The organism is Sphaerisporangium rubeum (assembly GCF_014207705.1).
GTDB lineage: Bacteria > Actinomycetota > Actinomycetes > Streptosporangiales > Streptosporangiaceae > Sphaerisporangium > Sphaerisporangium rubeum.
Map to the genome: position 1 here is coordinate 1,179,556 of NZ_JACHIU010000001.1, position 20,586 is coordinate 1,200,141.

Consider the following 20,586-nt stretch of genomic DNA (forward strand, 5'->3'; position numbering starts at 1 on the left):
GCTCTCCTTGGCTGCACAGTTCGTGCCGGTGGTGCTAGGGGGTGACGAGGTGGAAGTGGACATTACGCCTGTGCGGGGAGGTCAGCCACCCCGTACTCGGTCGATCAAGGTGCCGAGCCCCGGGTCCGACAGATCACGCACCGCCTGCGCGTACTTGTCGGCGGCCTCGGCGTCGTAGTCGAAGTCCGCGGCGGCGGCCTGCTCGGCGAGCAGACCGTGATGGACGCCGAACCACAGCGTCCACGTCAGGTTGGACATGGCCAGGTACAGCCGCACCCGCGCGGCCGGCCGTTCGTCCCCGTAGTAGGCACGGGTCAGCCGCGCCACCATGTCCGGGTCGTAGTCCGCCTCGGCGGCGATGTCGCCGAGCTCGAACGCCGGGTCGTTGTTCCCGGAGAGCTGGTAATCGACGATGCGCACCGCCGAGCCGTCGAAGATGAAGTTCTCCGGCAGCAGATCGTTGTGACACGGCACCGCGGCCGGCATGTGCCGCGAGAGCGCCGCCTCGATCTCGCCGACCAGCGGCAGCCAGTCCTCGTACCCCGCGGGGATGCTCAACCCGTGCGCACGGCAGGTCGCCAGCAGTTCCTCCTGCTTACGGAAGATCGAGAAGTCCGTCGCGAACGCCGGCCCCGCGTGCAACCGCCGGCACGCCGCCGCGATCCCCTCGGCCATCCCCGGATCCCGCACCGCGGCGGCGTCCAGCGTGACCCCGTCGATGTACTCCAGCAGCACCGCACCCGGCAGCCGCAGCAGCACATCCGCGCCGACCCCCGTCCCCGCCGCGCACACCGTGTTGGCGATCTCCAGATCGAGCGGTATCCCGAGCCCCGCCGCCGACACCCGCGGATCCAGCACCCGGAGCAGCCAGCGATCACCGGCGTCGCTCTCGACGCGCACGATGTGGTGGCTCAATCCCCCCTTGATCCGGGTATGGGACACCGGGCGGCCGGCCCAGGCGGCAACCAGCTCCAGGGCTGGAGCGAGCGCATCTGGCACGCTGTGCCTCCTTTGGTCTACCTTCAGACCATTGATCCGATTTTCTGGGTGGCTTGTTACAGGGGAGTAGAAATGATGCAACTTCCTGCCGAAGCCCAAGCCGTAGTGATCGGCGGCGGCGTGGCCGGCTGCTCCGTCGCCTACCACCTGGCGCGGCTCGGCTGGACCGACATCGTCCTACTGGAACGCCACGACCTCACCGAAGGCACCACCTGGCACTCGGCCGGTTTCGTCGGCCAGCTCCGCTCCACCGTCACCCAGACCCGCATGATCATGTACTCCGCCGGTCTGTACCCCGAACTCGCCGACCTGACCGGCCTCGACCCCGGCTGGCACGGCGTAGGCGGCCTCCGCCTCGCCACCACCCCGGAACGCCACGAAGAACTCCTCCGCCAAGCAGGCGCCGCCGAGACCTACGGCCTCGACATGGAACTCCTGTCCGGCCCCGCCGCGCAGGAAATGCTCCCCCTGCTGAACGTCACCGACGTCCTGTCGGCCCTCTGGCTCCCCGGCGACGGCTGGCTCGACCCCGCCGGCCTGGTCCGAGCCCTCGCCGCAGGAGCCGAGAAACTAGGCGTCCAGATCATCACCGACGCCGAGGTCACCGGCATCGACGTCCACGAAGGCCAAGTGACCGCCGTCCGCGTAGGGGACCAGCTCATCCGCACCCCCACGGTCGTCAACACCGCAGGCGCCGCAGCCGGGAAAATCGGCCGTCTGGCCGGTGTGGACATCCCCATCGTCCCCATAAAACACCAGTACGTCGTCACCCCACCCTTCGGCGTCCCCGCGACCACCCCCACCGTCCGCGACCCCGACAACATCGTCTACTTCCGCGAGGAATCCGCCGGCATTCTGGTCGGCGGCTACATCCGCACCCCCCAGATCTGGGACACCCCCACCCCACTCACCACCCCCCGCACCCTCTTCCCCCCCGACATGCCGAAATTCGCCGAATCCTGGCAGTCGGCCACCCGCCGGATCCCAGACCTGACCACGGTGGTCCCCGACGGCGACACCCCCGAAGCCTTCGCCAAGGTCGTCCACGGCCCGGAAGCCTTCACCCCGGACGGCGAGTTCCTCCTCGGAGAAACCCCGGTGACCGGCTTCTGGGTGGCGGCAGGCTTCTGCGTCCACGGCCTCGCCGCAGCAGGCGGCGTAGGCAAGGTAATGGCCGAGTGGATAGTGGACGGCACCCCCGAATACGACACCTTCGGCATGGACATCCGCCGCTTCCCCGCACACGCGAGCAGCCGGCGCTGGTCCCGCACCAAAGCCATCGACTCCTACAGCAAGTACTACGACATCATCTACCCCGGCGAAGAACGCACCGCGGCCAGACCCCTCCGCCGTTCCCCCGCCTGGCCCCGCCACCAGTCCCTAGGCGCCGCCTTTGGCGAAAAAGCCGGCTGGGAACGCGTCAACTGGTTCGACCTCCCCGCCACCCGCACCTCCGGCAACGCCACCGAACCCACCTCCGCCGACGGAGCCCCCGGCAACGTCACCTCCGCGAACGGATCCCCGCACCTCGGCGACACCTCCGACGGCGAACGCTTCCGTCCCGCCGGCTGGGCCGGAAAACACTGGTCCCCCGCCATCCGCGCCGAATGCCTCGCCACCCGAGACACCGCCGCGCTCTTCGACCAGACCTCCTTCGCCAAACTAGAGGTGACCGACCTCGCCACCCTCCAACACCTCTGCGCCGCCGACCTCGACCGCCCCGTAGGCACAATCGTCTACACCCAGATGCTCAACGACCGAGGCGGCATAGAAGCCGACGTCACGGTGACCCGCCTCGCCCCCGACCGCTTCCGCATAATCACCGGCACAGCCTTCGGCGTCCACGACGCCACCTGGCTACGCACCCACGGCCTCGACGTCCAGGACGTCACCTCCGCCTACGCCTGCTACTGCCTGTGGGGCCCCAACTCGTTGTCCATCCTCAGCGACCTCACCGAGGACGACCTCACCTTCCCCTACATGCAGGCCAGAGAGATCACCGTAGGCAACATCCCCGTCCTGGCCCAAAGAGTCACCTTCACCGGCGAATTCGGCTGGGAACTCTACTGCCCCACCGAATACGCTCTGACCCTCTGGGACACCCTGACAGAAGCCGGCACCCCCAAAGGCCTCCGCCCCGCCGGCTACCGAGCCCTCGACTCCCTCCGCCTCGAAAAGGCCTACCGAATCTGGGGCTCCGACATAACCCCAGAAACCACCCCCCACGAAGCCGGCCTCACCTTCGCCCTCTCCAGAACCAAGAACTACCTGGGCCGCCAAGCCCTCACCCCCCCAACCAAAACCCTCCACTGCCTCGTCCTCGCAGACCCCACCCAAATCTGCCTAGGCGGCGAACCCGTAAGAGTCGCCGGCCACCCCACCTCAAGAGTGACCAGCGGCGGCTACGGCCACCGAGTAGACAAGTCCATCGCCTACGCCTACCTCCCCACGACAGCCCCAGAAGCCCTCGTCGAAGTAGGCGTAACCGGCACCTGGATCCCCGCCACCATCACCAAAACCCCCCCGTACGACCCCACCAACTCCCGCATCCGCCACCTCCCCAGCATGTAGCGGCCAGCCAAATCGGCATTTATGGAAGTAGCAGCACCGTCCCCGAAATGGAGCCTTCGGCGCTGTTTTATTTAAGGCGACCCTCACCTCACTCCCTGAGGTCCGTCGCGCAAGCAGTCCGCCGTCCGTATCTCGAACCACACCGTTCGTCCATTGGTGTGCTGTCCCCATCCCCACGCCGAGGACAACTCCTGGACCATCCACAGTCCTCTGCCGCCTTCGTCGAACAGCCCGGACCGTTCCGGAATCCTCGGAACGCTGTCCGGCGACCCCTCATCGGTCACCTCGACCCGCACGGTCTCCCCGTCGTCGTACACGCACAGCGTCACCACTCCACCCGGCCTCCGTCCCGACTCCGAGTGCCGAACCGCATTCGTGAAGACCTCGCTGACCAGGGTCTCGACGTCGTCCACATCCTTCCGTCCAGCCCGGTACAGCACCGACCGCACGTACATCCGGGCCACCTTGACCCAACTGCTCCGTCCTTGAAGATCGATCTTGCCGAGAAGATTCATGCCCCTCACGACCCTTCCCGGAGTCGGGACGCCTTGCCGGCTCCGGTACTGATCAGGTCAGTTCCATGCCATTCCCAGCCTCTCGATGAATTGCCCAGATCGGGCTGATTGTTCCGGTAAAGCGAGGAAGGGGACTCAGGGGTCTGTAGTTCCCATCGGAACCAAATCGAGGAGTGGCTGCACCCCCGCCGTCGGCTCTCTATGACATTCGGCATGCCTCAAACATCCCGCGAGCGAGTCCAGATTTCACGGTCAACAGGTCGTCAAGCGAGACCGAATCATGCTTCTATGGAGTTATCAGTTCCGGTCCCACGCCTGAATTGGACTGAGAATGACTACTCCACCAGATCCCCCTGCCGCACAATTCGGGCAAGAGGTAAGAAAATATCGCCGTTGTCACGGTCTCAGCCAAGAAGCCCTCGCGGCGAAGCTGCAGATCACCCAGGGACACCTGTCCAAGATCGAATTAGGTGCCAGAAACCCCCACCGCGAGATCGCCGGAAAACTCGACACCGTGTTCACCCTCGACGGCCACTTCCTGACCCGCTACCTGTCCCTCTTCGAGAGCCGGCGAGGAGTCGCGGAGTGGTTCCTGAAGTACCTCGACCTGGAACCCAAGGCATCGATCATCAGGTCCTACGATCTAGCGATCATCCCAGGCTTCTTCCAGACGGCCGACTACGCGAGAGTCATCTTCCAAGGCGGCATGGTCAAGCCGTCCGAAGTGGAAGCCCGCGTCAACTCCCGCCTCGCACGTCGCACGATCCTCGACTCCGACGACCCCCCGTCCGTGTTCGCCGTCCTGGACGCGTCCTCACTCCACCGCGAGATAGGCTCCCGCGAAATCATGATCGACCAACTGGCGTTCCTGCTCGACATGATGGAGCACTCCACCGTGAGTATCCAGGTCGTCCCCCTCACGGGTGTACGTACCACCGTTGGCGTCAGCTCGGGCTTCATCATCATCGAGGTAGACGAAACCCGATATGTCTCCATCGAGGCCGCTGGCCTGTCTAGCATTACAGCAGATCCGAGAACGGTCGACCGGACGATGATGTTCTTCGACCACCTGCGGAGCGAAAGCCTGCCAACAACTCAGAGCCGGAAGGTGATCGAGGAGCAATGGAAGACTCTACGCTGATGTTCCGCAAGTCGAGCTACTCGGCACAGGAAGGCCAGTGCGTGGAGGTCGCGATCCTTCCCGATCGCATCGCGATCCGCGACAGCAAGAACCCAACCGGCCCGGCCTTGGTGTTCCCTGCCACCGACTGGATGCTCTTCTTGGATACGCTGAGGACTGTCTGAATTGTGGGAGATCATTAGGCCTCGATTTCTAATATGAGTCTCACGTGACAATTCTTGTCTCGTGCTGGAATCCTGCTCGCCGTGCTACAGGCAGGATTGTTAGTTCGCTGTATTAAGAGCGGAGAGGTCTGGATGGCCAAAGGAACTGTGAAGTGGTTTAACCCGGATAAGGGTTATGGCTTCATTACGGTAGACGGTGGCAAAGATGTGTTCGTCCATTACTCGGCAATCCTAAAGGAAGGATACCGATCTCTCGAACCAGGGCAGCGCGTCGAATTCAACATATCAGTTGGGGAAAGTGGGCCGCAGGCCGAGGAAGTTCAGCTTGTGGCTGCAGTTGGAACTCGGGAATCTGAAATCCAAGGCGCGCATTCTGGACGGCCACCTGTGGATAGGTCTACTTATAGACCTCTGCCGCCGAAGCCGAGATCATTTGTCGGCGAAGTGACCGTCTCGATCTATCTTGAAAATGAAGCGGCCTCGTTGGAGGTGGAGACCGCAGTTAGAGAGGTGCTTAAGGAGGCAGGTCTTAAGGTCGAGATCGACTATCCACCTGTACTCGGATCGTGGTTTAAGCGGATGATAGCTCGCGCTAATGATGAGGTCGCGGAGGCGGGCCTTGAGGGGGTTGTTAATAAGGCTGCGCGTGCAGTCGAGCTCGACCAGTTGCAGCGTCGCCAAGCGGAAATTAACGAGACCAATCTAAATGCTGTCGCCAACCTGATCGAGAAGTTAGAGAAGACGTCGGCGGCGGTTATTCAGATTGGGTCGATCTTGATTGTTAAGACCGAATCAGAACTTAGAATTCGAGAGTTGACTCTGGTAGAGCTACAATATCTGGAGTCCAACCCGATTCTCAGGAAAGATCCAGCTGCGGCTGCTGCGGCGTTTGGAGTCCGAGAAGAGGCAAGAGAGTTCAGAGAGACACCTTCAAGTCGCGTACTGGGAAGTGAATAGCGCCTTTGCATGTAGTACCCGGGTTCACTGCACCGACGTGTGGCCTCCAGTTCGGGAGAGTTCTTTCTGGACGCTGTAAACACCGGGGAGCTCGCCGACTGCGCGTTTAACACGGTCGACCGGCTTTCGGGGGTTCACGCCAGGTGTGCATGACTCCGGTACCTGCGTGTGATGGTTTGTGTTGTCCTGCGACCGGGTGGCTGGCCGTCGCCCCGGTGAGAGGCGTATACCATGGTTCCCGGCTCTCTGCTGCGGATCTTCTCGAAGGTCTCGGCGCTGGACTCTCTTTGCAGGCGAACCGGACGACTCCACCCAACATGCACATCCTCCTTGATCTCACGTCATCATGAGGTGAACTGACGCGACAGCGTGCTGGCGAAGCTTGACCGCCCGAACCATCGTTTCCCGGTACTGATGACCAGGTACGCAAAGCCCGCAGCTTCATCCCCCAACTATCTCCTCGTCCACCCGGAAGCCGAACTGATCGTCGGCGTACTCGCCCCCAACGCTGTACGGGAACTTCCCTCGGAGCACTTGCGTAACTCACTGCCAAGCATCGTGTGGATTGTCAATAATGTCCGGGTGGCAGAAACGCGTTGCGAACGGTGTGATCTGAAAGTCGGCTTGGGGTGCTCCTGCTCTGGTGTACAGGTGAGGAGGTTCGTCCCCTCTGAGATCCTGATCTCGCCTAAGCGGTACGCGCACTTGCCTAACGGGTGTAATCACACCGCGACACCGGACATCATGGAGAGCGATTGGGGGGCGATTCGCCAACCTCGTCCAGGCTTATGGACCAGTATCAGTCCAGGTAGTCCTGCATGGGCCGAGAGCGGCAACCTGGGCCGATACGCCGAGCGACGGTGCGAAGACTGCAACGGCGCATTTCCCGGCGCCAACTGACGCAGGGGCATGTGGGTACCTGACGGGGTCCGTCCTTTTGCGAGCCGTCGCGGGATTTGAGGGGTACAGATCAGAAGGTCAGCGGGGGTAGCTCCGTGCGGGTGGGGAGGCCCTGCCAGTTGCTTTGGCTGGCGATGGTGAAGGCGGCCAAGGCGCAGCCGCGGCGGAGGCGGTCGGTGGGGTGGAGTTCTTCGAGGACGCCGCTGAGGTAGCCGGCTACGAAGGCGCCGCCGGCGCCGGCTGGGTCTACGGCGGTCACGGGGGCCGCCTGTGCGTCGTAGCGCATGCCGTTGACGGTGCTGCTGGCTCCTTTGCTGCCTCGGGTGACGACCAGTTCGCGGATCGTTCCAATGGTGGGTTCGATGAGTTGGAGCTCTTCTTGGTTCGCGAAAAGGACGTCGGCGCCGGTGGCGAGTTCGTTGAGGGCTTCTACGGCTTCTTGGCGGTCTATCCAGAGTTGGGGTCGGTAGTTGACGTCGACCGAGACGGCCAGGCCGGAGTCTCTGGCGAGTTTCACGGCGTGGTGTGCGGCGCTCCAGGCGGTGCCGCTCAGAGCGGGGGTTATGCCGGTCACGTGGAGGATTTTGGCGGACTGTACGGCGCGGGCCGGGATGTCGCCGGGGCCGAGGCGGGAGCCGGCGCTGCCGCCTCGGTAGTGGACGACGTGGCCGGCTCGGCCTATGCGGCGTTGACGCATGGCGAGGCCGGTGGAGGCGCCTGGGTCGGTCTGGATGTGGGTGGTGTCTATGCCTTCGCCGCGGAGGACGGTGACTATGCGTGCGCCTAGTTCGTCGGCGCCTACGCGGCCGAGCCAGGTGACGGAGTGGCCGAGCCGGGCCAGGCCGACGGCGGTGGTCAACTCGGGGCCGCCGATGTCGAGGCGGACGTCCATGTCGTGACGGATGCGCTCGGCGGTGATGATGCCGACGGCCTCTCCGAGCGTGAACACGTCGGTCATGTCAGATCTTTCGTGCCAGGCGGACTCGTGCATCTGCGGTGCTTGATGGCGGAAAGCATGGCAGAGACCGGAGGGGCTCACAACGAAGTGCGTGATTCCTGTCTGTCGGTGCGAACGAAGTGTGCGGTGCGGCACATCGGTGGCGAAGGTGTGCGACTCCACGAGCCGCAGCGTTCCTGTCCGCCGGTGTGCTGGTCGACAGTGATCGTGGGATAAGCGGTGATCTTGCTTCGGTTTCGGTAAGGATGAGGTGGATCTCGGAAAAACGACGAAGGGGTCGAAGTGATGACGAAGTACCTGATCTCATTCCCGAGTGACGCAATGGTCGTTTCCCAGGAGGAACTGCCGGCGGTCGCCGACGCGGCGCACGCTGTGGTGCGGGAGGCGAAGGACGCAGGGGTCTGGGTGTTCGGTGGGGGTATCGACGAGAGCGTTCCGCCGGTCATGGTGGACGGGGACGGGACGGTGACGGAAGGTACGTATCCGCAGACGCGGCGGATCGAAGGCGGGTACACGGTTCTGGAGCTGCCGTCGCACGAGGCGGCACGGGAGTGGGCCGCGAAGATCGCGGCCGCGTGCCGGTGCGCGCAGGAGGTTCGTGCCTTCCAGTACGACCCCGCCAGTTGACGTGCCGGCGGGCCGCCTCATGTTGTTCCTGAGGCGGCCCGGGGTGGCCGCTCGTCGAGCGGCGACGTCAGTCTTCGAAGGCGTCGACGATGGCCTGGCAGAAGGCCTTGAGGTCGTCCGGCATGCGGCTGGTGATGAGTTTGTTCGGGCCGTTGGTGCAGACGATGACCTCTTGGTCGGTCCAGGCGGCGCCGGCGTTGGTGAGGTCGGTCTTGAGGCTGGGCCATGAGGTGACGGCGCGGTCGCCTACGACCTTGGCCTCGATGAGAGTCCACGGTGCGTGGCAGATGGCGGCCACGGGCTTGCCTGCGTCGAAGAAGCCGCGTACGAAACGGACGGCGTCCTCGTCCATGCGCAGGAAGTCGGGGTTGGCCACGCCGCCGGGGAGCACCAGGCCGTCGAAGTCGGCGGGGCCGGAGTCCTGGACGGTGGTGTCCACCGGGAAGGTGTCACCCTTGTCCAGGTGGTTGAACGCCTGGACGCGGCCGGTGTGCGTGGAGACCAGACGCGGGGTGCCGCCTGCCTGTTCGACGGCGCGCCATGGCTCGGTGAGTTCGACCTGCTCCACCCCCTGGGACGCCACGAGGAAGGCGATCTTCTTACCCTGAAGCATGAGTCACTCCTTTGAGCTGCGGTTCCTTTCTGCTCTATGAACCCGTGCCCGTTGGCGCGCGGGGTATGCGCGGGTGGCCGCGGTCACGGGACGGCGGCCACGGACGTACCTGGTGGGTGGGGGAAAACTCAGAACTCGTCGAGGAGTGAGCTGAGGAGGCGGCGCGACTCGGTGACGGTGGCGGCTTCCACGCACAGATGGTCCATGACTTTCATGTACGGGTCGGTCTCCTCGCGTTTGTCCAGGTACAACGCGCTGGTGAGCTGTTCCATGTACACGACGTCCGGCAGGTCGCCTTCCAGGAAGCGCAGGATGCTGAAGGGGCCGCCGGCGGCCGAGTGGCCGCCTTGGCCGAACGGGACGACCTGCACGGTGATGTTGGGCCGGGCCGCCATGTCCAGCAGGTGTTCCACCTGTGCGCGCATCACGCCGGGGCCGCCGAGGGGACGGCGCAGCGCGGCCTCGTCCACGAGGGCCCACAGTTTGGGGCCGCCGGGGTGGGTGACGCGTTGCTGGCGGGCCATGCGCAGGTCGACGCGGCGGGTCATCTCGTCGGCGGAGGCGCCGTAGTGGCCGAGCTTGATGACGGCACGTGCGTAGTCGGGGGTCTGGAGGAGGCCGGGGACGAACTGGATCTCGTAGGTGCGGATGACGGACGCGGCTTCTTCGAGGCCGACGTACAGCTCGAACCAGTTGGGGAGCAGGTCGCTGAACTTGTGCCACCAGCCGGGTGCGTTGGCCTGCCTGGCCAGTTGGAGGAACGTGTCGCGTTCGGCGGCCTCGGTGACGCCGTACAGGGTGAGCAGGTCGGCGACGTCGCGGTCCTTGAAGCCGACGCGGCCGAGCTCCAGCCGGCTGATCTTGGCTTCTGACGCGCGGATGGTGTGGCCTGCTTGATCGCGGGTGATGCCACGGGTGGTGCGCAACCGGCGGAGTTGCGCGCCGAGCAGGATGCGCAGCGCGGTGGGGCCTCCGCCTCCGGGTCGGACTAAGGAGGGTATGTCCGGTTTGTCGTCCTGGCCGAGTGGCATGGCCATGCGTCTTCGCTCCCTGGAACCATGATGGAGAAGTCTTTCAATGTTCAATCTTGACGCTGCGGAGGGTCTGGCGACTACCCCATAGGGCATCCTTACTACTCAGGTCGGGTAAACCACGCACAGTGACCTATACCGGTGTTCTGTAGGGAAAGTTATGAGTTTGCACGTGCAGATGTTCTTGCATATGCATCGTGCGTGGAGAAAGATTGATCCTCCCGCGTCGACCACGCACTCGCGGGGCCGCGACGTAGTGAGGACGTGATGACGGCTCAACCGGTACGCCGGCAGGCGGTCATAAGGGGCGAGGCCCCCTGGTGGCTGCTCCCTTCGGTGGAGGCGGCCCTCTGCGGCCCCGCCGGCGCCGAACTGCGGGAACTCGGCCACACCGGAGCCCCCGTCAAGGAGGCACGCGACTTCACCGCGCAGACCCTGACCGCCTGGGGCCTCGCCGAACTCTCCGCCGACGCGCGCCTGGTCGTCTCGGAACTGGTCACCAACGCACTTCGTCACGCCGGCCCGCCACAAGGCGTACGCCTCCTGCACCGCTCCGCGCACCTGGTCTGCGCCGTCCTCGACTCCGCCGACCACCCCCCGATCCTCACCACGGCCGACCATTTCGCCGAGTCCGGCCGCGGCCTGTGGCTGATCGACACCCTCTGCTCCTCCTGGGGCTGGCACCCCCTGCCGCACGGCAAACTCGTCTGGGCCAGCTTCCCCACACCTCTCCCGTCCCACCACCGCACCTCGGCCTGACGCGCCGCTCCGCGAGGCTCTGACCTGGTCCGCGGCCCCGATCCGGGTGGTTGTACTGTGGTGATGAGTCCTGGCCTCCCCCCGCAGCCGCACCGTTTCATCGTGGGGAGAGGGAGCGATCATGGCCAGAGCAGTCGGTATCGACCTCGGTACCACCAACTCCGTCATCGCGATCACGGAGCAGGGTCAGCCCACCGTGATCCCCAACGCCGAAGGCGAACGCACCACCCCCTCGGTCGTCGCCTTCACCCCCGCGGGTGAACGCCTGGTGGGCCAGCTGGCCCGCCGCCAGGCCATCCTCAACCCCAAAGGCACCATCTACTCCGCCAAGCGTTTCATCGGCCGCCGCTTCGACGAGGTGAGCAGCGAGGTCAACGCGGTGTCGTTCGACGTCGTCCCCGGCCCCGACGACGCCGTCCGCTTCAAAGTGGGGGAGAAGCTGTACGCGCCGGAGGAGATCTCCGCGATGGTGCTGCGCAAACTGGTGGCCGACGCCTCCAAGTTCCTCGGCGAGAAGATCACCGAGGCGGTCGTCACGGTCCCCGCGTACTTCAACGACGCGCAGCGCCATGCCACCAGGGACGCCGGCCGCATCGCCGGCCTCGACGTGCTGCGGATCATCAACGAGCCCACCGCCGCGGCGCTGGCGTACGGCCTGGACCGCAAAGGCGCCGAGACCGTGCTGGTGTACGACCTCGGCGGTGGCACGTTCGACGTCAGCATCCTCGACATCGGCGAAGGCGTCATCGAGGTCCGCGCCACCGCCGGTGACACCCACCTCGGCGGCGACGACTTCGACCGGCGCGTCGTGGACCACCTGGCCGACGAGTTCCAGCGCACCGAGGGCATCGACCTGCGCCGCGACCCGCAGGCCCTGCAACGGCTGTTCGAGGCCGCCGAACGCGCCAAGGTCGAGCTGTCGTCCGTCACACAGACCACGGTCAGCCTGCCGTTCATCACCGCCGACGCCAACGGCCCGAAACACCTCAACACCGCCCTCATGCGCTCCACGTTCGACGAGATCACCCGTGACCTGGTGGAACGCACGAAGGACCCCGTGCGGCAGGCCATGACGGACGCCAAACTGACCCCTGACGACATCGACGAGGTCATTCTCGTCGGCGGCTCGACCCGCATCCCGGCCGTGCAGGAACTGGTGCGCCGCCTCACCGGCGGCAAGGAACCCAACATGACGGTCAACCCCGACGAGGTGGTGGCCGACGGCGCCGCCATCCAGGCCGGCGTGCTGAAAGGCGAGGTCAAGGACGTCCTGCTGCTGGACGTCACCCCGCTGTCGCTCGGCGTGGAGACCCTCGGCGGCGTCATGACCAGGGTCCTGGAGCGCAACACCACGATCCCGGCGCGCCGCACCGAGACGTTCAGCACCGCCGAGGACGACCAGTCGGCCGTGGACGTGGTGGTGCTGCAGGGGGAGCGGGAACGGGCCGCGGACAACCGCGCGCTCGGCCGGTTCCGGCTGGAGAACATCCGGCCGGGACGGCGCGGGGAACCGCAGATCGAGGTGACGTTCGACGTGGACGCCAGCGGCATACTCAACGTCACCGCCAAGGACAAGGACACCGGGGGAGAGCAGCGCATCACGATCAGCGAGAGCTCCAACCTCGACAGGTCCGAGATCGACCGCATGATGCGCGACGCCGAGCAGCACCGCGCCGAGGACACCCGGCTGCGTGAGTCCGTCGACGCGCGCAACCTGCTCGACGCGGCGGCCTACCAGGTGGAACGGCGTCTCACCGAGCTCGGCGAGACGGTCCCCGTGCACGAGAAGGCCCGTGCCGAGCAGCTCGTCGCCGACGCGCGCCGGGCCGTACGGGAGGAGGCGCCGCTGGAACGGCTGCGCGACCTCACCTCCGAGCTGCGGCAGGTCGACCAGAGCCTCGCGCGTCCGCCGGAGCAGGGCCGCGCCGAGGCGGGGACGCGGGCCGGCGACGAGGACGTGATCGACGCCGAGTTCACCGAGGAGTGACGTGAACGGCCACGACGACGAGCGTCCGCTGGTGGCCGAGGCGCAGGGGACCGAGGGGCCGGACGAGGACCTGGAGGCCGCCGCGGCGAAGCTCGCCGACATGGAGGACAAGTGGCTCCGCGCGGTCGCCGACCTGGACAACATGCGCAAACGGCTCCTGCGGGACGCCGAGCGGATCCGCGCCGAGGAACGGGTGCGGTCCGCGCGCGAATGGCTTCCCGTCCTGGACAACCTCGACCTCGCGCTGCGGTTCGCCGACGCCGAGCCCGGGGGTGTCATCGAAGGCGTGCAGACCGTGCGCGACCAGGCCGTGGCGCTGCTGGCCCGCCTCGGGTACCCTCGGCGCGACGAGACAGGGGTGCCGTTCGACCCCGCCGTGCACGAGGCCGTCGGCACCGTACCGGCGGGGGACGCCGCGCCTGGCACGGTGGCCGAGGTGGTGCGGCCGGGGTACGGCGAGCTGCGTCCGGCGGCGGTGCTGGTCGCCATGGCGCAGGAGTGAGGCACCGTGGCGGCCCGCGATCTGTACGAGGTCCTCGGGGTGCCGCGGACGGCGACCCGGGAGGAGATCCAGCGCGCGTACCGCAAGCTGGCCCGGTCCCATCACCCCGACGTCAGCAAGGACCCCGGCGCGGAGGAGCGGTTCAAGGACATCGCCGAGGCCTGGGACGTGCTGTCCGACCCGGCGAAACGGCGCCGGTACGACGCCTTCGGCCCGGACTGGCGCTCGGTGCCTGAGGATGTGGACCCCGAGGCGTGGGCCAGGGCCCGGCGCGGCCCGCGTGCCGGTGCCGGACGTCATGCCGCCCCCGGTTTCGGCGGTCTCGGCCCCGACATCGACTTCGCCGACCTGTTCGGCGGCGGCTGGGGACCGGCAGCCGGCCTCGACCAGGAGGCCGAGATCACCATCGGGGTCGGCGAGGCGTACCACGGGGGCCGCCGCCACATCACCCTGACCGGCCCGGAAGGCGCACGCGACCTGCGGGTCGACATCCCGGCCGGCGTCACCGACGGCCAGCGGATCCGCCTCGCGGGACAGGGAGGCAGAGTCGACGCGGGCCGGCCGGGGGATCTGTACCTGAACGTCAGGATCTCCGACCCCCGGTACCGCGTGGACGGCCGCGACCTGTACGTGTCGCTGCCGCTCACGCCGTGGGAGGCCGCGCTCGGCGCCACCGTCGCGCTGGACACCCCCGGTGGCGAGGCCAAGCTCAAGATCCCGCCGGGTACGTCCAGCGGCCGCCGCCTGCGCCTGCGCGGACGCGGCCTGCCGAGCCCCCGCGCGGGGCCGGGGGACCTGTACGCCGAGGCGCGGATCGTGGTGCCGCCGCGTCTCACCGACGAGGAACGCCGGCTGCTGGAACGGCTCGCCGACGTGTCGGCCTTCGACCCGAGGAGGAGCCTGTGACCACCGCGCTCATCCGGCTTCCCGGCCTGAGCCTGGAGCAGTTCGCCAGAGCCGGGGGACTGCACCCCGACCAGGTGCGCCGCCTGGTCGCGCTCGGCCTGATCGACCCGCTCGGCGGCCCCGACCTGCGGTTCGCGCCGTCGCAGCTCATCGTGCTCGGCCGCATCGAACGGCTCCGCGAGGGCCTGTGCGTCAACTACGCGGCGCTCGGGCTGGTCATGGATCTGCTCGACCGGGTCGCGGAGCTGGAGGCGGCGCTCCAGCGGGCCCGGCATTTGTAGGAAATGTCAATGAAAATCCGTTCACGGCGTAATACGCGCGACGCGTAATCCGCTTTGCGCGAAAATGTGCCGACGGTGAAACGCGTGCCGATCAGGTCCTTTTTCTGGAAGTGTTGACGCCGTATTCGACCTTCGGGAAAGGAAGCAGATCTCATGATCGTCTCCCCGCGTCCCCACTCGTTCGGCCGCGTCGTCGCCACCACCACCAGCGACATCGCCCCTGTGGTCCCCTATGAACCCGTCGTCCAGCGGCTCCTGCGAGAACGCATTGTCTTCCTCGGACAGGAGGTCGACGACCAAATAGGCAACCGCATCTGTGGTGAATTGCTCCTGCTCGCCGCGGAAGACCCGCAGCGCGACATTTTCCTTTACATCAACTCACCTGGCGGCTCCGTGAGCGCCGGCATGGCCATTTACGACATGATGGAATACGTCCCCAACGACGTCTGCACCGTCGGCATGGGCCTCGCCGCGTCCATGGGCCAGTTCCTGCTCTGCGCCGGCACCCCCGGCAAGCGGTACGTCCTGCCGCGGGCCCGCGTCATGATGCACCAGCCCTCCGGCGGCATCGGCGGCACCGCGTCCGACATCAGGATCCAGGCCGAGCAGATGCTGTACACCAAGCAGACCATGGCCCGCCTCATCGCGCAGCACACCGGGCAGCCCCTGGAGCGCATCGAGGCCGACTCCGACCACGACCGCTGGTTCACCGCCGAAGAGGCCAAGGAGTACGGCATCGTCGACCACGTCGTCGCCACCGCGCGCAACATCCCGTCCGCCGGCCCCGTGTCATGAGCGACGCCGAAGTGATCCCCATCCACAGCCGTTACGTCATGCCGACGTTCACCGAGCGCACCTCCTACGGCGTCAAGGAGATGAGCCCCTACAACAAGCTGTTCGAGGACCGCATCATCTTCCTCGGCGTGCAGATCGACGACACCTCGGCCAACGACGTGATGGCGCAGCTCCTCACCCTGGAGTCCCTCGACCCCGACCGCGACATCAGCCTCTACATCAACTCACCCGGCGGCTCGTTCACCGCCATGACCGCCATCTACGACACCATGCAGTTCGTCCGACCCGACGTCCGAACCGTCTGCATCGGCCAGGCCGCCTCCGCCGCGGCCGTCCTGCTCGCCGCCGGCACCCGCGGCAAACGCGCCGCGCTGCCGCAGTCACGCGTGCTGCTCCACCAGCCGTCCATGGAAGGCAGTTTCGGCACGGGAAGCGACCTCGAGATCCAGGCCCGCGAGATCATGCGCCTGCGCACCATGCTGGAGGAACTCGTCGCGCGCCACTCCAACCGTCCCGTCGAGACCGTCCGCGCCGACATCGAACGCGACAAGATCTTCACCGCCACCCAGGCCAAGGCGTACGGCCTGGTGGACGACGTCTTCGAGAACCGCAAACGCTCATGACATGAGAAAAGACAGGGGGTGCCGCGCCGCACCCCCTGCCACGTCTCTTCGGGTCAGACCTGGCCGGCCTTCTCCAGGGCCGAGCAGCAGGTGTCCACGATCAGGCGGGTCACCACGTACGGGTCGGCGTTCGCGTTCGGCCGCCGGTCCTCGATGTAGCCGTGCTTGTCGACCTCGACCTGCCACGGGATGCGCACCGACGCGCCGCGGTCCGACACGCCGTAGCTGAACTCGCTCCACGGCGCCGTCTCGTGCATGCCGGTGAGCCGGTGCTCGATGTCCGCGCCGTACCCCGTGATGTGCTCCTGCGCCTTCGTGCCGAGCGCCTCGCACGCCGTGATGATCGGGTCGTACGACGACCGCATCGCCTGCGTCGAGAAGTTGGTGTGCAGGCCCGCGCCGTTCCAGTCACCCTTCACCGGCTTCGGGTCCAGCGTCGCCGCGACCCCGAACTCCTCGGCGATGCGGTACAGCAGCCACCGCGCCACCCACAGCTGGTCCGCGACCGCCACCGGCCCCGCCGGCCCGACCTGGAACTCCCACTGACCCGGCATGACCTCGGCGTTGATGCCGGAGATCGCCAGCCCCGCCTCCAGGCACGCGTCGAGGTGCGCCTCGACGATCTCGCGGCCGTACACCTCGTCCGCGCCGACCCCGCAGTAGTAGAACCCCTGCGGCGCCGGGAAGCCCTGCGGCGCGGGGAACCCCAGCGGACGGCCGTCCTTGAAGAACGTGTACTCCTGCTCGATGCCGAACCACGAGTCCTGCGCGGCGAACTGCTCGGCGACCGGCGTCAGCTTCGCGCGCGTGTTGGTCGGGTGCGGCGTCATGTCGGTCAGCAGAACCTCCGACAGCACCAGCACGTTGTCCCCGCCACGGATCGGGTCCGGGCACACGAACACCGGCTTCAGCACACAGTCCGACGCCTTACCCGGCGCCTGGTTCGTGCTGGACCCATCGAACCCCCAGGTGGGAAGCTCGGCCCCATCCGCAAGGATCTTGGTCTTGGACCGGAGCCGCGCCGTCGGCTCGGTCCCGTCGATCCAGATGTACTCGGCCTTGTAGGTCACTGTCGATCCCTCTCAACCTCTCGGGCAACAACACGCGAAGCGCAACGCCGACGCTGTCAACCCCCCGTTTCCCACCTGTTGCCCATGTATGAACACCATGTGAAATGGTCCCAGGACCCTACGTGTCCTCCCTCACAAGTCCCCCCAGCTAAACCCCCGACTTCCCCATCCCTTCCCCACCCGGCGTACCGACCCCCAACCCAGTTTTCGGACCCCACCGTCCGCAACCCGCCGATCCAGCGACCCACACCCGGCGACCACCCACCCCGGCCACAACCTGCGTCTCATTTCCGAACTCTGCTATGGCAGAGTTGCCGTGAGCACCTCACCCCGACCCAGGAGGACCCCCGCATGTCCACCCCGGAACAACTCGACGCACCCTCCCGCCACCGCCAGTACACCTGGAACGACCCCATGATCACCGCGACGGCCGGCCGCGACCTCGACGGCATGACCACACTCAAAGCGATCATCGACGGCACCGTCCCCCCACCCCCCATAGCCATAGCCCTCGGCTTCGACCTGGAAGAAGTGACCCCCGGAAACGCCGTCTTCGCCTTCACCCCCGCCGAGTACCACTACAACCCCATCGGCTCCGTACACGGCGGCGTCTTCGCCACCCTCCTCGACTCGGCCGCCGGCTGCGCCGTCCACTCGATGCTCCCGGCAGGCGTCGCCTACACCACTCTCGACCTCATCGTGAAGTACCTCCGTCCCATAACCACCGGGACCGGCCGGGTGACGGCGACCGGCACCGTCACCCACCTCGGCACCCGCACAGCTCTCGCGGAAGCGAGACTTCAGGACAGGACGGGCCGCCTACTGGCCACCGCCACCAGCAGCTGCCTCGTCATCCGCCCCACCTGACGCGAAGTAGTGCCCCTTCTCCAGATCGTCGATGAACCCGATCTGCGTGGGCCGCCACCCCAGCATCTCCCGCGTCACCGCACTGGACGCCGCGCCGTCCGTCCCGAGGAACCCGGCCAGCCACCCGAAATGCCCCGCCGCGTCCTCAGGCCGTACCGCCACCACCGGCACCCCGAGATGCCGTCCGATCACCTCGGCGACCTCCCGCAACGCCACCCCTTCGTCGGCGATCGCGTGCAGCACCGACCCGGCGGGAGCCTTCTCCACCGCGAGCCGGAACAGAGAAGCCGCGTCGTCCCGATGCACGAACGGCCACCGCTGCGTCCCGTCCCCGATGTACCCCGACACCCCTTTCTCCCGAGCGATCCCGATCAGCACCGCGAGGAACCCGGGATCCCCCTCACCATGCACGATCGGCAGCCGCACGACCGACGACCGCACCCCACGTGACGCGTACCCGAGCGCCACCCGCGCCGTCGCGATCCGTCCGTGCACCCCGCCATTCCCCTGCTCCACCGGCCAGTCCGCCTCCGTCGCGACCCGTCCCGGCGCGATCCCCCCGACCCCGGAGGCGATGACGAACGGCCTCCCGGACCCGGCGAGCGCCTCCCCGAACGTCTCGACGGCCACTCGATCCGCGTCCGCGGCCCCCTGGTAGTCCCCGCTGAACGCGATGTCGTGCTTGAACGCGAGGTGGATCACCCCGTCCGCCGCCTCGGCCTCGCGCCGCAACGTACCGAGGTCGTCGAGGTCTCCCCGAACCACCCGGACCCCGGCCGCGTCGAGCGCCGCCGCCGAAGCGTCCGACCGCGCCAGCCCCACGACCTCGTGGCCGGCCTCGATCAGTTCGGGAACGAGCGCCGACCCGCACCACCCGGAAGCACCGGTGACGAGAACACGCATGAGAATCCCCTCCACAGAGTACGATGTCAGTCACTGTCATCTGAAAGCCGTCACAGCAGGCACCTGACCGGCCGGGCCGGAGCCGTGCCAGCGCCGTGTGCGCGCGATGCCAGCGGCCTGCCCCAGTCTGCGTGTCGAGAACGAAGCCCGACACGGCCCCGTCCGCGACGAAAGGCCGCAGACATGAGCAACTGGATCGCCACCTGGGGCACGGCGCAGCAACTGGCGCGACCCGCCGAATCCGGCGGAGGACCGCAGCTACCGCCGGACGACGACCCCACCGCAGGTGACGCACCGGTGGGGGATCTCCAGGCCGAACCGGCCGCCGCACCGACGAAGATCAGTGCGCAGACCGTACGCATGGTGGCGCGCACCACCGTAGGCGGCAGCGCCGTCCGCGTAGCGCTGTCGAACTCCTTCGGCCACCCGCCGGTACGCGTCGAGGCCGCGCGCGTCGCGCTCCACGACAGCGGAACCGCGACCCGCGACGGCAGCGCACGCCACCTCACCTTCGGTGGCCGCACCACCGTGGTACTGCCGACCGGCGCACAGATCCACAGCGACCCCATCGAGTACGACGTACCAGCACAGACCGACCTCGTCGTCTCGCTGTACATCCCCGGCGAGGAGGTCACCCCGACGACCCACGAACTCGGCCTGCGCACGGCATGGTTCGCGCCAGGCGACCAGTCCGCGGCACGGCACCTGCGCGACGCCACCGCGTTCACGTCCTACCTGTGGCTCACCGGCATTGACGTGCTCGCACCGTCCACGGCCGCCACCATCGTCGCCATCGGCGACTCCATCACCGACGGCGCCGGCACCACACCCGGCGCGGACACACCGTGGCCGTCACGACTGGCCCGCCGGCTCGCCGCGCGGCACGACCTGCCGCCACGCGCGGTGATCAACATGGGGATCGCCGGCAACCGTCTCCTGCGCGAGACCGACGGCTTCGGCGCCGCCGCACTGGCCCGTTTCGACCGCGACGTCCTCGCCAGACCCGGCGCGCGCTGGGTGGTCCTGTCCGAAGGAGGCAACGACATCATCTTCGGCTCGATGCCAGGCATGCCGGACAGCGAGCAGGCGACGACGGAGGACATCATCGCCGGGTACCGCACGCTGATCGGCCGCGCGCACCTGCACGGCCTGCGGATCATCGGCTGCACACTGACCCAGATCGGCGGCTCGTTCGTCTTCACGCCGGAGAACGAACGCACACGCCAGGACGTGAACCGCTGGATCCGCGGCGGCGGCGAGTTCGACGCCGTGGCCGACCTGGACGCCGCCACCCGCGACCCGTCGGAACCCACGAGGCTGCGCGCCGAGTTCGACTCCGGCGACCACGTCCATCCGAACGACGCCGGCAACAAGGCCATCGCCGACGCCTTCGACCTGGAACTGTTCCGCGACTAGC

The 20,586-nt window shown here is 67.0% G+C and carries 20 protein-coding genes and 1 pseudogene; 14 read left to right on the top strand and 7 right to left on the bottom strand.

What is annotated here, in order from left to right; genetic code table 11:
• Window positions 1-81: 81 nt before the first annotated feature.
• Window positions 82-999: a phosphotransferase gene (locus BJ992_RS04910; protein WP_184978745.1), complete on the bottom strand. Its 918-nt coding sequence runs from the start codon at window positions 997-999 to the stop codon at window positions 82-84.
• A 72-nt stretch (window positions 1,000-1,071) separates the two neighbouring features.
• Between BJ992_RS04910 and BJ992_RS04915 the strand changes: the two genes are divergently transcribed.
• Window positions 1,072-3,570 (top strand): GcvT family protein, encoded by a 2,499-nt coding sequence (locus BJ992_RS04915; protein WP_246496522.1) that lies wholly within the window; start codon window positions 1,072-1,074, stop codon window positions 3,568-3,570.
• Between the two features lie 83 nt (window positions 3,571-3,653).
• Here BJ992_RS04915 and BJ992_RS04920 read toward each other — a convergent pair whose 3' ends face one another.
• Window positions 3,654-4,085, bottom strand: a complete 432-nt coding sequence (locus tag BJ992_RS04920) for an ATP-binding protein (protein ID WP_246497007.1) — start codon at window positions 4,083-4,085, stop codon at window positions 3,654-3,656.
• A gap of 331 nt (window positions 4,086-4,416) precedes the next feature.
• Between BJ992_RS04920 and BJ992_RS04925 the strand changes: the two genes are divergently transcribed.
• The 3 genes and pseudogenes from BJ992_RS04925 to BJ992_RS32555 all read left to right on the top strand — a co-directional run.
• The gene (locus tag BJ992_RS04925; RefSeq protein ID WP_184978747.1) at window positions 4,417-5,226 is read left to right on the top strand and encodes a helix-turn-helix domain-containing protein; all 810 of its coding nucleotides are present in this window, start codon (window positions 4,417-4,419) and stop codon (window positions 5,224-5,226) included.
• Window positions 5,208-5,390: a DUF397 domain-containing protein gene (locus tag BJ992_RS04930; protein ID WP_184978748.1), complete on the top strand. Its 183-nt coding sequence runs from the start codon at window positions 5,208-5,210 to the stop codon at window positions 5,388-5,390. The genes BJ992_RS04925 and BJ992_RS04930 overlap by 19 nt, the downstream gene beginning before the upstream one ends.
• 132 nt (window positions 5,391-5,522) lie before the next feature.
• Window positions 5,523-5,720 (top strand): annotated as a pseudogene (locus BJ992_RS32555) (cold-shock protein); the annotation flags it as partial.
• A 1,597-nt stretch (window positions 5,721-7,317) separates the two neighbouring features.
• On the opposite strand, the gene BJ992_RS04940 reads toward BJ992_RS32555, so the two are convergent.
• Entirely contained in the window at window positions 7,318-8,205 is an 888-nt protein-coding gene (locus BJ992_RS04940; protein WP_184978749.1) for a sugar kinase, read from the bottom strand.
• A gap of 321 nt (window positions 8,206-8,526) precedes the next feature.
• Between BJ992_RS04940 and BJ992_RS04945 the strand changes: the two genes are divergently transcribed.
• Complete coding sequence (locus tag BJ992_RS04945; protein WP_221474693.1) at window positions 8,527-8,832, top strand: YciI family protein; 306 nt, start codon at window positions 8,527-8,529, stop codon at window positions 8,830-8,832.
• A 67-nt stretch (window positions 8,833-8,899) separates the two neighbouring features.
• Here the strand turns inward: BJ992_RS04945 and BJ992_RS04950 are convergent, their stop codons facing one another.
• On the bottom strand, window positions 8,900-9,445 hold the full coding sequence (locus tag BJ992_RS04950; protein ID WP_184978751.1) for a type 1 glutamine amidotransferase domain-containing protein: 546 nt from the start codon (window positions 9,443-9,445) through the stop codon (window positions 8,900-8,902).
• Window positions 9,446-9,573: 128 nt separating this feature from the next.
• Window positions 9,574-10,476, bottom strand: coding sequence for a helix-turn-helix domain-containing protein (locus BJ992_RS04955; protein WP_184987604.1), 903 nt, complete (start codon window positions 10,474-10,476; stop codon window positions 9,574-9,576).
• 267 nt (window positions 10,477-10,743) lie between these two features.
• On the opposite strand from BJ992_RS04955, the gene BJ992_RS04960 reads away from it, so the two are divergent.
• From BJ992_RS04960 to BJ992_RS04990, 7 genes are all read left to right on the top strand, one after another.
• Window positions 10,744-11,235, top strand: coding sequence for an ATP-binding protein (locus tag BJ992_RS04960; RefSeq protein WP_184978752.1), 492 nt, complete (start codon window positions 10,744-10,746; stop codon window positions 11,233-11,235).
• A 121-nt stretch (window positions 11,236-11,356) separates the two neighbouring features.
• Window positions 11,357-13,222, top strand: coding sequence for a molecular chaperone DnaK (gene dnaK, locus BJ992_RS04965; protein WP_184978753.1), 1,866 nt, complete (start codon window positions 11,357-11,359; stop codon window positions 13,220-13,222).
• A gap of 1 nt (window position 13,223) precedes the next feature.
• Entirely contained in the window at window positions 13,224-13,724 is a 501-nt protein-coding gene (locus BJ992_RS04970; protein ID WP_184978754.1) for a nucleotide exchange factor GrpE, read from the top strand.
• A gap of 6 nt (window positions 13,725-13,730) precedes the next feature.
• Window positions 13,731-14,630, top strand: a complete 900-nt coding sequence (locus tag BJ992_RS04975) for a DnaJ C-terminal domain-containing protein (RefSeq protein WP_184978755.1) — start codon at window positions 13,731-13,733, stop codon at window positions 14,628-14,630.
• Entirely contained in the window at window positions 14,627-14,911 is a 285-nt protein-coding gene (locus BJ992_RS04980; RefSeq protein WP_184978756.1) for a chaperone modulator CbpM, read from the top strand. The genes BJ992_RS04975 and BJ992_RS04980 overlap by 4 nt, the downstream gene beginning before the upstream one ends.
• Before the next feature lie 153 nt (window positions 14,912-15,064).
• Window positions 15,065-15,706: an ATP-dependent Clp protease proteolytic subunit gene (locus BJ992_RS04985; RefSeq protein ID WP_184978757.1), complete on the top strand. Its 642-nt coding sequence runs from the start codon at window positions 15,065-15,067 to the stop codon at window positions 15,704-15,706.
• Window positions 15,703-16,329: an ATP-dependent Clp protease proteolytic subunit gene (locus BJ992_RS04990; protein WP_184978758.1), complete on the top strand. Its 627-nt coding sequence runs from the start codon at window positions 15,703-15,705 to the stop codon at window positions 16,327-16,329. The genes BJ992_RS04985 and BJ992_RS04990 overlap by 4 nt, the downstream gene beginning before the upstream one ends.
• A gap of 53 nt (window positions 16,330-16,382) precedes the next feature.
• Here the strand turns inward: BJ992_RS04990 and glnII are convergent, their stop codons facing one another.
• The gene (glnII, locus tag BJ992_RS04995) at window positions 16,383-17,399 is read right to left on the bottom strand and encodes a glutamine synthetase (RefSeq protein WP_184978759.1); all 1,017 of its coding nucleotides are present in this window, start codon (window positions 17,397-17,399) and stop codon (window positions 16,383-16,385) included.
• Window positions 17,400-17,750: 351 nt separating this feature from the next.
• On the opposite strand from glnII, the gene BJ992_RS05000 reads away from it, so the two are divergent.
• Window positions 17,751-18,266 (top strand): PaaI family thioesterase, encoded by a 516-nt coding sequence (locus BJ992_RS05000; protein ID WP_184978760.1) that lies wholly within the window; start codon window positions 17,751-17,753, stop codon window positions 18,264-18,266.
• On the opposite strand, the gene BJ992_RS05005 is transcribed toward BJ992_RS05000, so the two are convergent.
• Entirely contained in the window at window positions 18,219-19,169 is a 951-nt protein-coding gene (locus BJ992_RS05005) for an SDR family oxidoreductase (protein WP_184978761.1), read from the bottom strand. The two genes, BJ992_RS05000 and BJ992_RS05005, sit on opposite strands and share 48 nt — an antisense overlap.
• Window positions 19,170-19,352: 183 nt before the next feature.
• Here BJ992_RS05005 and BJ992_RS05010 point away from each other — a divergent pair, with 183 nt between their 5' ends.
• Window positions 19,353-20,585, top strand: a complete 1,233-nt coding sequence (locus BJ992_RS05010) for an SGNH/GDSL hydrolase family protein (RefSeq protein ID WP_184978762.1) — start codon at window positions 19,353-19,355, stop codon at window positions 20,583-20,585.
• Window position 20,586: the final 1 nt, after the last annotated feature.

Excerpts from the sequence above, each read along its gene's own strand:
- BJ992_RS04915 (WP_246496522.1), top strand. The coding sequence starts at position 1,072 with ATGATGCAACTTCCTGCCGAAGCCCAAGCCGTAGTGATCGGCGGCGGC.
- BJ992_RS04920 (WP_246497007.1), bottom strand. The coding sequence starts at position 4,085 with ATGAATCTTCTCGGCAAGATCGATCTTCAAGGACGGAGCAGTTGGGTC.
- BJ992_RS04925 (WP_184978747.1), top strand. The coding sequence starts at position 4,417 with ATGACTACTCCACCAGATCCCCCTGCCGCACAATTCGGGCAAGAGGTA.
- BJ992_RS04930 (WP_184978748.1), top strand. The coding sequence starts at position 5,208 with ATGGAAGACTCTACGCTGATGTTCCGCAAGTCGAGCTACTCGGCACAG.
- BJ992_RS04940 (WP_184978749.1), bottom strand. The coding sequence starts at position 8,205 with ATGACCGACGTGTTCACGCTCGGAGAGGCCGTCGGCATCATCACCGCC.
- BJ992_RS04945 (WP_221474693.1), top strand. The coding sequence starts at position 8,527 with ATGGTCGTTTCCCAGGAGGAACTGCCGGCGGTCGCCGACGCGGCGCAC.
- BJ992_RS04950 (WP_184978751.1), bottom strand. The coding sequence starts at position 9,445 with ATGCTTCAGGGTAAGAAGATCGCCTTCCTCGTGGCGTCCCAGGGGGTG.
- BJ992_RS04955 (WP_184987604.1), bottom strand. The coding sequence starts at position 10,476 with ATGCCACTCGGCCAGGACGACAAACCGGACATACCCTCCTTAGTCCGA.
- BJ992_RS04960 (WP_184978752.1), top strand. The coding sequence starts at position 10,744 with ATGACGGCTCAACCGGTACGCCGGCAGGCGGTCATAAGGGGCGAGGCC.
- dnaK (WP_184978753.1), top strand. The coding sequence starts at position 11,357 with ATGGCCAGAGCAGTCGGTATCGACCTCGGTACCACCAACTCCGTCATC.
- BJ992_RS04985 (WP_184978757.1), top strand. The coding sequence starts at position 15,065 with ATGATCGTCTCCCCGCGTCCCCACTCGTTCGGCCGCGTCGTCGCCACC.
- BJ992_RS04990 (WP_184978758.1), top strand. The coding sequence starts at position 15,703 with ATGAGCGACGCCGAAGTGATCCCCATCCACAGCCGTTACGTCATGCCG.
- BJ992_RS05000 (WP_184978760.1), top strand. The coding sequence starts at position 17,751 with ATGTCCACCCCGGAACAACTCGACGCACCCTCCCGCCACCGCCAGTAC.
- BJ992_RS05005 (WP_184978761.1), bottom strand. The coding sequence starts at position 19,169 with ATGCGTGTTCTCGTCACCGGTGCTTCCGGGTGGTGCGGGTCGGCGCTC.
- BJ992_RS05010 (WP_184978762.1), top strand. The coding sequence starts at position 19,353 with ATGAGCAACTGGATCGCCACCTGGGGCACGGCGCAGCAACTGGCGCGA.